This window comes from Streptomyces endocoffeicus (genome assembly GCF_016741935.1).
GTDB lineage: Bacteria > Actinomycetota > Actinomycetes > Streptomycetales > Streptomycetaceae > Streptomyces > Streptomyces endocoffeicus.
Window position 1 is genome coordinate 106,023 of record NZ_JAERRG010000021.1, and the last position, 12,875, is coordinate 118,897.

11 protein-coding genes are annotated in these 12,875 nt (G+C 70.3%); 1 reads left to right on the plus strand and 10 read right to left on the minus strand.

Annotated elements, in window-relative coordinates; all coding sequences use genetic code 11:
* Nucleotide 1 precedes the first annotated feature (1 nt).
* From phnH to JK364_RS38060, 6 genes are all read right to left on the minus strand, one after another.
* Nucleotides 2–673 carry a phosphonate C-P lyase system protein PhnH gene (gene phnH, locus JK364_RS38035; protein ID WP_201855966.1) on the minus strand — a complete coding sequence of 224 codons (672 nt, stop codon included), beginning with the start codon at nucleotides 671–673 and terminating at the stop codon, nucleotides 2–4.
* The gene (gene phnG / locus JK364_RS38040) at nucleotides 670–1,110 is read right to left on the minus strand and encodes a phosphonate C-P lyase system protein PhnG (RefSeq protein ID WP_201855967.1); all 441 of its coding nucleotides are present in this window, start codon (nucleotides 1,108–1,110) and stop codon (nucleotides 670–672) included. The genes phnH and phnG overlap by 4 nt, the downstream gene beginning before the upstream one ends.
* A gap of 115 nt (nucleotides 1,111–1,225) precedes the next feature.
* A complete protein-coding gene (locus JK364_RS38045) occupies nucleotides 1,226–1,945 on the minus strand; it encodes a GntR family transcriptional regulator (protein ID WP_201855968.1) in 720 nt (239 codons plus the stop codon).
* A 239-nt stretch (nucleotides 1,946–2,184) separates the two neighbouring features.
* Nucleotides 2,185–3,963, minus strand: coding sequence for a phosphonate ABC transporter, permease protein PhnE (phnE, locus tag JK364_RS38050; protein WP_307841496.1), 1,779 nt, complete (start codon nucleotides 3,961–3,963; stop codon nucleotides 2,185–2,187).
* Nucleotides 3,964–3,966: 3 nt separating this feature from the next.
* Nucleotides 3,967–4,824: a phosphonate ABC transporter ATP-binding protein gene (phnC, locus tag JK364_RS38055; RefSeq protein ID WP_307841497.1), complete on the minus strand. Its 858-nt coding sequence runs from the start codon at nucleotides 4,822–4,824 to the stop codon at nucleotides 3,967–3,969.
* Nucleotides 4,821–5,762: a phosphate/phosphite/phosphonate ABC transporter substrate-binding protein gene (locus JK364_RS38060; RefSeq protein WP_201855969.1), complete on the minus strand. Its 942-nt coding sequence runs from the start codon at nucleotides 5,760–5,762 to the stop codon at nucleotides 4,821–4,823. Before JK364_RS38060 ends, phnC begins: the two co-directional genes overlap by 4 nt.
* A 224-nt stretch (nucleotides 5,763–5,986) precedes the next feature.
* On the opposite strand from JK364_RS38060, the gene JK364_RS38065 reads away from it, so the two are divergent.
* Nucleotides 5,987–6,880, plus strand: a complete 894-nt coding sequence (locus JK364_RS38065) for a LysR family transcriptional regulator (protein WP_201855970.1) — start codon at nucleotides 5,987–5,989, stop codon at nucleotides 6,878–6,880.
* A 164-nt stretch (nucleotides 6,881–7,044) separates the two neighbouring features.
* Here JK364_RS38065 and JK364_RS38070 read toward each other — a convergent pair whose 3' ends face one another.
* The 4 genes from JK364_RS38070 to JK364_RS38085 all read right to left on the minus strand — a co-directional run bounded on the left by JK364_RS38070 (nucleotide 7,045) and on the right by JK364_RS38085 (nucleotide 12,748).
* Nucleotides 7,045–9,471 carry a beta-glucosidase gene (locus JK364_RS38070; protein ID WP_307841498.1) on the minus strand — a complete coding sequence of 809 codons (2,427 nt, stop codon included), beginning with the start codon at nucleotides 9,469–9,471 and terminating at the stop codon, nucleotides 7,045–7,047.
* Nucleotides 9,472–9,569: 98 nt separating this feature from the next.
* Nucleotides 9,570–10,382, minus strand: a complete 813-nt coding sequence (locus JK364_RS38075) for a carbohydrate ABC transporter permease (RefSeq protein ID WP_201855972.1) — start codon at nucleotides 10,380–10,382, stop codon at nucleotides 9,570–9,572.
* On the minus strand, nucleotides 10,382–11,368 hold the full coding sequence (locus JK364_RS38080) for a carbohydrate ABC transporter permease (RefSeq protein ID WP_201855973.1): 987 nt from the start codon (nucleotides 11,366–11,368) through the stop codon (nucleotides 10,382–10,384). Before JK364_RS38080 ends, JK364_RS38075 begins: the two co-directional genes overlap by 1 nt.
* A 3-nt stretch (nucleotides 11,369–11,371) precedes the next feature.
* On the minus strand, nucleotides 11,372–12,748 hold the full coding sequence (locus JK364_RS38085; protein WP_201855974.1) for an ABC transporter substrate-binding protein: 1,377 nt from the start codon (nucleotides 12,746–12,748) through the stop codon (nucleotides 11,372–11,374).
* Between the last annotated feature and the right edge of the window lie 127 nt (nucleotides 12,749–12,875).

Sequence of the window (12,875 nt, forward strand, 5' to 3'; positions counted from 1 at the left end):
CTCAGGCCTCCCCCGGGCGCCGTACCCGGGTGGTGCGGGGGAGCCCGGCCACGGAGCCGTCCGCGGCGACGAGGAAGACGTCGATGCCGCAGGGGAACGCCGCGTTGGCCGCCGCGAGCGCCGCCACCGTCTCCGCGGTGAGCCCGCGCACGGCCAGACGCCGCTCGGTGTCCTCCGGAACACCCGGTCCGGTCAGAGCCAGTGCCGTGTCGTCAGGGCCCTGGCCGCCGAGCGCCTCCACCTGGGCGAAGACCCGGGCACCGGTCTCCGGGTCGAGTGGCGTGCCCCGGTTCAGGGCGGCGATGTCCTCTGGGGTGAGCGGGCGCAGCGCGATCAGGGTACGGGCGCCGGACAGCTCCGCGCGCGGCGCGCCGGTCGCGGCGTACACCGCCTCCGCCCAGGCCGCGGAGTCCGGGTCGGGACCGGTGAGAACGTGCACCGGGACCTCGACGTCGATCAGTCCGCAGGCGGCGACGGCGGCGGCCGGCGCCGCGTCGGGGACGGTGAGTCGGCGGATGCGGCCGGGCCGGGCGAGGACGTCGAGCAGCGTGGTGAAGTCACGCTGGGATTGCTGGGACGTGCGGCGCAGGGCGCGGACGCGCTTGGCGTCGGGGGCGCCGGAGGGCGCGCGGTGGGCGGGGGCCAGGGCGGTGCCGGCCGCTCGGTCGATCACGTCAGCTCCTCGAAGACGACGGTGGTGGCGGTGACGTCGGCCCACTCCGCGGCGTCCTGGGAGGCGTGGCGTTCGGCCACGGCCGCGCACAGGGCGTCGATCTCCGCGGTGGCGGGGCCGCCGGCCGCGGCGAGGGCGTCCAGGAGTGCTCCGGAGAGGGTGGCGACCCGGTCGTCGCCGGGCCGCATGCACCAGCCGGGCACCCCGGCGACCTCGACGGAACACTCGGTGACCAGCACTTCACCGAGGTAGAAGCGGGTCTCCTCGACGGGCTCGCGCACCTGGAGGACCACCATGCCGGTCTCCGGGGACTTCAGGACGGTCGGTTCGGGAAGGGCGCCGTCGGCCAGGAGCCGTTCGGCGAGTGGGACGATCTCCTCGTGCGCGGCGGCCGCGAGCAGTTCACAGCGCCGTTCACGAGTCGGTGTCGAAGACACGCGTGTTCTCCTTACTTCCTTGCTGGGTTGCCGCGAACGCGAGGCTTCGCCTCGTGGTCGCGGCCGTAGAGGTGTGGCGTGACGCGGCGGGGCCGGCGGCCTCGGGCCCAGGCGGTCAGTCGAGGTCGTCGAGTTCGACCACGAGGCGCAGACCGTCGGGGCGGGACCATGCCTCGCTGCACATCAGGGGAGCTCCGGTGCGGGAGTCCCGGCTCATGCTCTCCAGCAGCCAGACCGGCCGGTTGCGCTCGGCATCCAGTTCCGCCGCCACCTCCGGCGGAGGCGGCACGCTGCTGATCCGGCACCAGGCGCGCACCGGCACAACACCGCACATCTGCCGCAGAATCACATCGAGAGACTCCACGGCGCGCACCGCCGAGCCGAGATCGGGCAGCAGGTCGACCGGGATCCACGCCTGGGTCCAGCCGCTGACCAGGCCGTTGAGGTAGGTCTGCGAGATGAGCAGGTGGGCGGGGCTGCCCTCGCCACGCTGCAGCCGGTCGGCGTGGTCCCCGCCGAGGCCGACGCGGCGCACATCCCGCACCACGCGGCGATGGACGCCGCCCGCCTCCTCGATGGTTCGGCTTCCTGACGGGGGCTGGCGCCGCGACAGCAGGTAGTCGATGGGCCGGTTGACGAACGTCCCGGCGCCGCGGACCCGCCGCACCAGCAGGCGGCCCTCCAGCTCCTGGAGGGCGGCGCGGGCCGCGGCACGGCTGACGCCGAAGCGTGCGGCGATCTCGTGCTCGCTGGAGACGCGGGTGCCGGCCGGCTGGTCGGCGATCTCGGCCGCGAGGACCTCGGCTATCTCTGCGTACCTGTTCTTCTTGGCCACGCCTTCGACTCTGAACCCGGTAGTTGTCCGTACAAGTGTCCGCACCTCATCGGCCCCCGGCGCGCAAGTGAACGAAAGGAACACTTGTTGCGCCTTTTCAGCCGCGGCCGGGCGGCGCCCAGTGGGCGGCGCGGCCCGGGCGCGGGGGACGGGACGGGGAACGACGACGGCCCGCTCTGTCCGGGACAGAGCGGGCCGTCCGAGTCGGCACGCGCCTCCACCGGCCTCCACACGTGGCGTCAGGCGTACACCTTCCGTACCCACACCGCGATCCCCTCCACCAGCAGTACGACAGCGAGGATCATCAGCACCACGGTGGTCACCACGCCGAATTCCAGGACCCGGGCGGCGTTGAGCAGGTCATAGCCGAGGCCGCCCGCGCCCACGATGCCGAGCAGTGTGGCCGAGCGGATGTTGACATCGAGCTGATACAGCACATGGCCGAGCACGGCGGGCCAGGCGCGCGGCAGGATCGCGCCGAAGAAGACCTGGTGCCGCCGGGCGCCGGTGGCCAGCAGGGCACGGACGGGTCCCGGCTCCACCTCCTCCAGGGAGTCGGCCACCAGCTTGCCGAGCAGCCCGATGGACCCGACGCCGAGTGCCAGTGCCCCGGCCACCGGACCGAGGCCGGTGACCACGACGAGGACGATGGCCAGGATGAGTTCCGGAATGCCCCGCACACACAGGATCACCGTCCTGAAGAACCGTGCCACCCGCGGCGACCCCACCACGTTCCCCGCCGCCAGCACGCCCAGCAGTACGGCGGGCACCAGGCCGATCAGCGTGCCGGCCAGCGAGATCTGCAATGTGACCCACAGATCGTCCAGGAGGGTGCCGCCGGCTCCGGCGGTGCCGGGCGGCAGGAAGTCACCGAGGGTGGGCAGGAAGGAGCCGGCGGCGCGGGACAGGGCTTGCCAGGAGACACCGGACCGCACGGCGGAGGCCACGACGAGTGCCAGTGCCAGGATCAGCCAGACCGTACGGCGCACTCGTGGCCCGTTCCACGGTGGGCTGGTCCGCGGGCGGACGCCGGACGTGCCGTCGCCGCTCGAGACGGCGGTGCGGGACGGGGGGTGTCCGGGCGCGGGGGACACAGCCACCCGTGGGACCTTCACCGTGGTGTTCCGCGCCGCGGAGCCGCGCCACCGCGGGCGGCGGGACCGGGTGGTCACCTCCGGCAGCAGGGTGCGCCGGACGGCGCCGGAGACCGACTCGAACGCGAAACACGTCAGCAGCACCACGAGGGCGAGCGCCATGGCCCGCTGGTAGTCGAGCCGGTTGACGGCGGTGGCGAGGCTGTAGCCGATACCGCCGACGCCGACGAAACCGAGCACCACCGAAACGCGCAGGTTGATGTCGAGACGGTGCAGGGCGGTGGCCACCAGGGAGGGCAGCACCTGAGGGAGGACGGCACCGGTGATCTGCTGGAGCCGGCCGGCACCCGCCGCCCTGAGCGCGGTGCGCGGACCCTCGTCGATCTGCTCGACGGCGTCCGCGGTGAGCTTTCCGACCATGCCGACGGAGTGCATACCGAGGGCCACGACGCCGGTCATGCCGCCCAGGCCGAACACCCGGAAGGCGGCGATGGCGAAGACGACATCGGGCACGGCGCGGCACAACACGATGGCCGCGCGCGCCGCCACCCGGCAGGGCACGTTGAGCGTGGTGTTGCGGGCGGCGAGGAGAGCCACCGGCACGCTCAGCACGACCGAGAGGGCCGTGCCCGCGATGACGACGGCCAGGGTCTGCCAGAGCAGGCCGAGCAGTTCCGGCGCGGGTGGGAAGTCCAGCGGCAGCATCCGGCTGGAGAAATCGACCGCGTTGCCCGCGCTGTCGATGAGGGTGGCGATGTTCAGACGCAGAACGGCGAAGGCCCAGATGCCACCGGCCAGGCAGATCAGCAGGGCGAGTCCGGCCGCCACTCCCGGGACACTCGGGCGCGCCAGGGTCCGCCGCGCGGTGGTCGCGCCGGGCTCGGCGGTGGGGGTGAGCGGGGGGCGCTGGTCAATGGTGGACACGCCTCACCCCGTTCCCGTGGGTGGCGCGACCGTCGCGGGGAGAACTGCCGGATCCGCGCCGACTTCGGTGTACAGCCGCATCACTTCGGCGCGGTCGATGTCGCGGGTGGCGAGGTCCATCACCACCCGGCCCTGGCGCAGGCCGATGATCCGGTCGGCCCAGGAGAGGGCCACATCCACCTGGTGCAGGCTGCACAGGACGGTGAGGCGGCCCTGGTCGGCGACGTCCCTGAGCAGCCGCATGATCTGGGCGGAGGACTCGGGGTCGAGCGAGGCCACGGGCTCGTCCGCGAGCAGCAGCTCGGGACGCTGCATCAGGGATCTGGCCACGGCGACGCGCTGCTGCTGGCCACCGGAGAGGGTGTCGGCCCGCTGGAAGGCGTGTCCGGCGAGGCCGACCCGCTCCAGCCCGTCCAGGGCGCGCTCGCGGATGGCGCGCGGGTAGGTGAACAGGCCGAGCCGGGGGCCGCGCAGCGAACCGAGCGCCCCGGTGCACACGTTCTCCAGGACCGTGAGCCGGCCCACCAGGTGGAACTGCTGGAAGACGAACCCGATACGGCGGCGCAGCTCCCGCAGTCCGGCGTCCCCGGTGCCGGCCAGGTCGGTGCCGAGCACGGTGCCGGTGCCGGAGGTGGGCCGCTGCAACCCGTTGAGCTGGGCCAGGAGGGTGGACTTCCCGGAGCCGGACAGCCCCAGGAGCGCGACCACCTCACCGCCGGTGACATCGAAGGAGACCTGGTCGAGTGCGGTCCGGACGTCGGGGCCGCCGCCGAACCGCTTGGTGAGGCCGGTGAGCCGGATCACCGGCCGGGCCTGGTCCGCCCCGGCCGGGGTCTCGGCCAGGGTGTCGAGGGCCGTCACGAGCCGGCCTCGCACTGCGGGTCGCCGGTGGTGGCGCACACATCGCGCACGGTCTTGTAGTCGGAGTCCTTGACCGGGACGTAACCCCAGTAGCCGTAGATGAAGCAGCCGTCGCCCTTGCAGTACCCCTTGGACTTCAGATAGTCGGCGTTGGCCTTCTTGGTGAAGACGTCGGTGAGCTGGCGGCGCAATTTGCCGCTGAGGTCGGTGGAGACCCCGACCGGGGAGCTGGGGATGAGCGGCGACTTCCACACCACCTTCAGGTCGCCCTTCTTCAGCTTGCCCTTCTGGATCAGCAGCTGGTCGACCATCGTGTTGTCCGCGAAGCCCGCGTCGCAGTCCCCGTGGGCCACCGAGAGCGCGGACGCGTCGTGGCCGCCCGCCATCACCTTGGTGTACGAGCCGTCCTTCAGCCCGGCCTTCTTCAGCCCCGCGCGCGGGTACAGATAGCCGGACGTGGAGTTCTCGTCGACGAAGCACACCTTATGGCCCTTGAAGTCGGACAGACCGCTGATGTCCTTGTTCCCGCCGCGGGTGATGCCGTACGACCAGTAGCCGGGGGTGCCGCCCTTGGTGAGGAGCTGGCGGGCGATCGGCTCCACCCCCACACCGCTCTTCTTGGCGACCACGTACGACAGCGGGCCGTAGACCGCGATCTGGGCCTTGTGCGCGCGCTGGGCCTCGATCACGGCGGCGTAGTTCGTCGCTTTCTGCAGCACGACCTTCTTGCCGGTCTCGTCCTCGATCAGCTTGACGAGCGGCTTGTAGTGCTGGGCCGTCGAGCCCGCGTCCTCGGACGGAATGATCGCCATCGTCAGGGTGTCGGGGTTCGCTCTGCTGGAGGAGGTGTCACCGGCGGCGCTGCTGCCGCAGGCGGTCAGCACCAGCGGCAGCAGGGTGGCGGCGGCGAGCGCGGAAGGGCGCAGGGGGCGTGACATAAGGATGGTCCTTACGGGTTCTGGGCGGAGGGACACCGCCGGTGGTGCCGCAAGCCTCAGTACGGTGGGTGAGTCCCCCTACGCCGCCAAGTGAAGGTCCGCTGAACAGCCTCGGATGTGATGTGTGAGTTGGTTGCACAAGCGGGGTGCCGACGGAAGGGCCCCGGTTCCTCGGCTGTTCCCGCCGGCTGCGACTACGGTCGGGCCCGTGTAATGTTCCCGGCGTGGACCTGCGGCGACTGGAGTACTTCCTGGTGCTCGCGCGTGTGCTCCATTTCGGTCGGGCGGCCGAGGAACTGTACATTTCGCAGCCGGGTCTCTCGCAGCAGATCAAGGTTCTGGAGCAGGAACTCGGCACACCGCTGATCCACCGGGGTACCAAGTCGATCACCCTCACCGCGGCCGGTGAAGTGTTGCGCGAGCATGGCGAGCGGGTGCTCGCCGAGGCCAGGTTGTGTGTCGAACGGGTCCGGGCGGCGGCGGAGCGGCCCACCGGAGTACTGCGGGTGGCCTACACCCGCTCCGGCGCCGATCTGAACATGCACGAACTCGTGGAACGGTTCCGCGTGCGCTACCCGGAGGTTCGGCTGTCCCTGTCCACCGCGTGGACGAGCCGGAACCTGGAGCTCCTGGAAGCGGACCAGGTGGACGTGGCGTTCGTGCGGGCGGCGGTGCGCCACCGGCCGGTGGAGTCGCTGGTCGTCGCCACGGAGGAGTTGGTGGTGGCGATGGCTGAGGACCACCCGCTGGCGGCCCGGGAACGCGTCTCGCCGGACGATGTGATCGAGTTGCCGCTGGTTCACTGGCCCAGGGCCCAGGGGCCGGGGTACCACGACGAGATCCGACGGCAGATCTGGGGCGACCGGCCCCAGCGGGTGGTCCTGGAACAGCCCGACGCCGAGCACATGCTGCGTGAGGTCGCAGGCGGTGGCTGCATCGCCGTTCTGGACGAGCACCGGGCGCGGAAGCTCTGCCCGCCCGGGGTGCGCGTGCGACGGTTCGTCGAGCCCGTCCCGACCACCACGCTGGTGGTCGCGTGGCGGCCGCGGGCGGGGCACGCGTCGGTGGACCGGTTCATCGAGCTGTGCCGGGAGTACCTGGGACCCGTCGGTCGGTGACAGACGCGGTGAGGACGGTACCCGGCCCGGGGTGCGGCCGTGTGGCCGGTCGCGGGCCTGGGGGATGCCGCCGCGGCGATGACGGAAGCGGCAGCCCGTAGTTCTGGCCGGTGCCCCGGCCCGGGCGTCAGGTCCCGGGCCGGGGCACGTATGTGGCGCCCGGGTCAGACGTTGATCGTCGTCGCCAGGCGACGGTCCGTGATCGAGCGGCCCACCTCGATCTCGTACGAACCGTTCACAAGAGACCACGTGCTGGTCTTCTCGTCCCATATCTCGAAGGCGCGCCGCGGGAGACCGATGGTGACCTCGGCGCTCTCGCCGGGCCCGGCCCCGACACCGGCGAAGCCCGCCAGCCAGCGGGCGGGTCGCTCGGCGTCCGGCTCGCTGGGGGAGAGGTAGACCTGGACGACCTCGCGGCCCGCGCGCTCACCGGAGTTGCGGAGGCGGACGGTCACCGTGGTGCCGTCGGACTCGACGGACTCGTAGGTCCAGTCGGTGTAGCCGAGCCCGTGTCCGAAGGCGTAGACCGGGGTGCGGCCCTCCTTCTCCCAGGCGCGGTATCCGATGAACACGCCTTCGGAGTAGGAGAGTTCACCGTCCTCCGGGACCACTTGGGTGACCGGGGCATCGTCGAGGGAGCCCCAGGTGGTGGGGAGTCGGCCGCCGGGTTCATGGGCGCCCGTGAGCACGTCGGCGAGGGCCGCGCCGGCCTCCTGGCCGGGGAACCAGCTCAGCAGCACGGCGGCGACCTCCTCCCGCCACGGAAGCTCCACCGGGGAGCCGGAGTTGACGATCACGACGGTGCGGGGATTGGCGGCGGCGACGGCGCGGACCAGGTCGTCCTGGCGGCCGGGGAGACGCAGATCGGTGCGGTCGAAGCCCTCCGACTCGACCCGTTCGGTGGTGGCGACGACGACCACGGCGGTGTCGGCGGCGCGGGCGGCCTCGACCGCCTCGGCGATCAGTTCATCGGGGTCGCGCCGCGGCCCTTGGTGGGCGAGGGCGAAGGTGATGTCCTTCATGAGGGCCTCGTCCTCGGACACCGTGACGTGGTGGATGAGGGAGACCTCGACGGGTTCGCCGGCGGTGAGTTCGGCCTCGGCGCGGGGCACCGGGGCGTTGAAGAGCCCCGAGAAGGGGTCGTCGTTGTCGAGGCGCTGGACGTCGTCGTAGTACGTCGTGCCGTCGACGCCGAGCCGATACGCGCCGATGCCCTTGATCCCAAAGGTGTGCGGACCGGTCTCGCGCGGGGTGAAGGTGCCGGTGAGCTCGATGGTGTGGAGGCGCTGGATGGTGACGCCCTCGGGGAGGTCCACACCGGACCAGTGGATCTGCCCGTCGGGGACGCGGCAGGTGCCGATGACCGTGCCTTCGATGTCCCGGCACACGGCGCTGAGCTCGAAGTCCCGGCGGGCTATGGCGAGTTCGGTACTGGGGTCGGCGCCGACGGCGTAGCTGAGGGCGCCCTCGGGGAGAGCGGCGGTCAGGCCGTCGAGCGGGGAGACGATCCGGGAGGGGAAGACGATGGCGGAGCCGCCGCCGAGGATGCGGGCGTCGCGCGCGGCGGCGCCGATCAGCGCCACCGTTCCGGGCCTCAGCGGCAGGGCTTCGCGCTCGTTGCGGAGCAGGACGAAGGAGCGGCGGGCGATCTCGCGTGCCAGTTCCTCACCGTCGATGAGGTCCGGCAGGTCGGTGACGACGGGGTTCGCGCCCTCCAGGATGCCGACGCGGGCGGCCAGCCGCAGCACATTGCGTACGGCGTCGTCGACCGTGGTCTCCTCGACCCGGCCGTCCCGCACCGCCTGGGCGAGGGCGTCGCCGTAGACCGTCGTCGGGCCGGGCATGGCCACGTCGAGGCCGCCCTCGATGGCGCCCTTCGTCGACCGGGCGGCCGTCCAGTCCGAGACGTTGAAGCCGTCGAAGCCCCACTCCGCGCGCAGGATCTCGTTCACCAGGTGGCGGTGCTCGGTCATGGTCGTGCCGTTGACCGCGTTGTAGGCGGTCATGATGCCCCAGGGGCGGGCGTTCCCGACGATGATCTCGAAGGGAGCCAGGTACAGCTCGCGCAGGGCGCGCTCGGAGATCAGGTTGTCCACGGTGAAGCGGTCGGTCTCGGCGTCGTTGGCGACGAAGTGCTTGACCGTGGTGCCCACGCCGCCGGACTGGACGCCGTTCACATAGCCGGCGCCGATGGCGCCGGTCAGGTACGGGTCCTCGCTGTATGCCTCGAAGTGACGGCCGCCGAGCGGGGAGCGGTGCAGATTGACGGTGGGGGCGAGCAGGACGTGTACGCCCTTGCGGCGGGCCTCCTGGGCGAGCAGGACGCCGGCGCGGTGGGCCAGTTCCCGGTCCCAGGTCGCGGCGAGCGCGGTCGGGGACGGCAGGGCGATCGACGGGTCGTCGGCGGTCCAGCGCACACCGCGCACCCCGATCGGGCCGTCGGACATGACCAGGGACTTCAGACCGATCTCGGGGAGCGCCGGCAGGGACCACCTGTCCTGCCCGGCCAGGAGCCGGGCCTTCGCGCTCAGATCGAGCCTGGCGAGGGCCGTTTCGACGACCGCCTCGCGGGCCCGCTCCGCCTGTGCCACGAGGGCACCTCCTCGTTGAAAGCCATTCATCAAGTAACCATTCGCAGTAAAGAGGTGAATTCCTCTGTGTTTCACGTGTTTCATAACGAGCCGATATCTCAGCCCTTGACCGCGCCGGAGAGCATGCCGCGGATGAACTGCCGCTGACAGAACACATACAGGCCCACGACCGGGACGGAGATCAGCACCGCCGCCGCCGCGAGCAGGTTGACGTGCACCAGATAGCGGCCGGAGAAGGCGCCCAGGCCCAGCGTCATCGGCTGGTGAGCCGGATCGGAGACCAGGATCAGGGAGAGGAAGTAGTCGTTCCAGGTCCACATGAAGTTGAGCAGGACGAAGGTGACGATCGCGGGCCGGGAGATCGGCAGATAGATCCGCCACAGCGCGCTCCAGGTGCCGGCGCCGTCCACCTGAGCCGACTCGCCGATGCTGGAAGGCACCGTGCGGAAGGCCGCGCGCATCCAGAACGCGCCGAAGCTCACTCCCGTGCCCACATGCGCGAGGATGATGCCCTGGTAGGTGTCGGTCAGTCCCTGCGACTGGAAGTCGTAGTACATCGGGACGACGATCGCCTCGAGGGGGATCATGATCCCGAAGAGCATCAGCGGAAAGAGCAGCTTTTCCCCCACCACGCCCAGCACTCCGAAGGCGTAGCCGCTGAGGATCGCCAGCGCGGTCGAGATGGCCACCGCCGTACCGGTGATGATCAGGCTGGACTTCAGATATTGCGTGAGGCCGGCCTGCTGCCAGGCCTCGGTGAAGTTGGACCACTGCATATGACCGAGGTCCAGTGACCCGGTGATCTCGGGGCTCACCGCGATGCCCAGGGTCCAGATCACCGGGAAGAGTACCGCGGCGGCGAGCAGGGTCAGAAAGGCGTAGTTGAAAACCTTTTCCCGCGTGGAGATCATCAGTCGTCACTTTCGGAGAGCTTGACCACGGCCAGCGACACGATCAGCGCGACCACCGCCAGCACCACGCCGATGGCGCAGGCCGCGCCGACGTCCGGATTGCTGAAGGCCCGCTTGTAGAGCACCACGGTGGGGGTGATGGTGGAGGTTCCCGGGCCACCCTTGGTGGTGAGCCAGACGATGTCGAAGACCCTGATCGCGCCGAGCAGGGTGAGCGTCAGCGCCACGGCGAGCTGTCCGCGCAGGCCCGGCAGGGTCACCGTGAAGAACTCGCGTAGCGGGCCCGCCCCGTCCATGCGCGCGGCGTCGTAGAGCTCGTTCGGGATGTTCTGCGCTCCGGCGGCGAACAGCACCATGCACAGGCCGAACGCCCCCCAGGTTCCGGCCAGGCCGAGGGCGGGCAGCGCCCAGGTGAAGTCGCCCAGCCAGCCACGGGTCAGCCCGCCCAGGCCGAAGGCGGTGAGCACGCTGTTGAGGGGCCCGTCCGGGGCGTAGATCTGCTTCCACACCACCGCGACGACGGCCGGGGTGAGCACCTGGGGAAGGAAGATGATCCAGCGGTAGACCCCGGCACCGCGGGTGTCCTTGCGTGCGGTCAGTGCCGCGCTCGTCATCCCCAGGACGACCGGCAGGAAGGAGAAGAAGACGATGAAGAACAGAGTGTGGCCGACCGCCTGGCGCAGCGTCGGATCGGTGAAGAAGTCGGTGTAGTTCTCCACTCCCGCCCAGGTGGCCGCCGTGATTCCGTCCCAGTGGTAGAAGGACAGATTCACCCCCTGCCCCGCCGGCAGCAGCACCACGCATGCGTAGATCAGCAGTGCGGGGGCGAGGTATGCCAGCCCCAGCCAGCGGCGGCGCCGGCGCGAGGACCGCCGAGGGTGGTTCGCGCGCCGCGGGGGATGGACGGATTCGCCGCCCGCGGTAGCGGTGGCGGGCGCGGCCACGGTGGCGGCCTCGGAGGCGCGGCTTTCGTTGAGTGTGGCCATGGCCTACCTCGCCAGGCTCTTCACGAATGCGGTGGCGTCCTTGTCGGCGGCGTCGACCACCGCTTTCGGCGTGGACTTCCCGGCCAGCGTGTTCTGCATGGCGCGGTTGATGGTGTCCAGCATCGTCGGTGTGGTCCAGTCCAGATAGGGCACGGATGTGCCCTCCGCCGAGATCTGCCCGGCGATGGCCACATCGTCACTGAACAGCGGATTCCCCGCGGGGGCCTTCACATCCGGGTGCAACAGCGGCATCGTCTCGTGCCGGACGGCGAGCTTGGCCGCCTGCTCACTGGCGGCGAAGTCGAGGAAGGCCGCGGCGGCGTCGGCGTGCTTGGACTTCGAGGCGATGGAGAAGTTGGTCGCGGAGGAGGCCGTGGCCACCGGCTTGCCGCCGTCCGCACGGGGCAGGACGAACGAACCGAACCCCTTGGACTGTCCCGGCTTGAACGGCAGCGAGCCCGAGTAGTTGAAATGGAACAGCCCTTTGCCGTTGACGAAGGACTGGGCGGCGTTGTCCGAGTTGGTCCCGGCGTAGTCCTTGACCAGGTAGCCCTTGTCGGCCCACTGCTTGAAGGTGGACACCGCCTGCGGGAAGCCGGTCTGGGTGATCTTCACCTTGCCGTGCGAGTAGATGAAGTCGGAGATCTTGCTCTGTGCGCCGAAGGCGTTCATCAGCGAGAAGAGCGGCACGGTGATCTTGACCTGGTCCGAGGTGCCCATTGTGATGGGCGTGATGCCGTCCGCCTTGGCCTTGGCGAGAGCGGCCTGGAACTCGGCGTAGCTGTGCGGGACCTTGGCACCGATCTTCTTGAGCAGGGCCCGGTTGTAGTAGACCTCGATCAGCGAGGCGCGGGCGACCGGGATGCCGAACATCGAGCCGGTGCCCATCTGCTTGCCGTCGAGGCTGAACTCGTGCTCCTCCAGGATGGACCGCGGGAAGGACCGCTTCCATCCGTAAGCCTTGGCGTAGTTGTCCATATTGAGCACCAGCCCGCCGCGGACGAGGGTTCCCAGCGACTGCCAGCCGTTGTTGGCCGGGACGATGTCCGGGGGGTTGGCGGACTTCAGCTTGAGCGGCAGGGCGGCCATCACCTGGTCCCAGGGCAGCGAGTTCCGCTCGATGGTGATGTTGGGGTACTTCTTCTCGAATGCCGTGACGACGTCCTTCATCCAGGCGTTGTCAGGATCGCCGGTGAAGTAGTCCAGTATGTGCAACGTGACCTTGCCCATCGCGGCTGGATCGGTGGCGACCGCGCCTGGTTTCGCGGAGTTGTCCGCACTGTTGCCGTTGGTGCCCGGCATGCAGCCGGCGAGCAGGCCGGCCGCCGCCAAAGGCGTCAGCGCTCCGGCGATCCGTCGAGTTCTGCGGTGCGAGACCACGGTGTCTCCTGTCCTCGATGGGGTGTCCCGAAAGTCCGGATGCTCGCGAGCCTAGGCGCAGCAGACCACTTAGTCCAGATGTAGGAAGCTGGTTTGTTTACTCCACTCGGCAGACCAGTCTTGGTAA

What these genes read in the sequence shown, in the direction of transcription:
- JK364_RS38060 (WP_201855969.1), bottom strand. Translation starts at nt 5,762, where the DNA reads ATGTCACGCCCCCTGCGCCCTTCCGCGCTCGCCGCCGCCACCCTGCTG.
- JK364_RS38080 (WP_201855973.1), bottom strand. Translation starts at nt 11,368, where the DNA reads ATGGCCACACTCAACGAAAGCCGCGCCTCCGAGGCCGCCACCGTGGCC.
- JK364_RS38075 (WP_201855972.1), bottom strand. Translation starts at nt 10,382, where the DNA reads ATGATCTCCACGCGGGAAAAGGTTTTCAACTACGCCTTTCTGACCCTG.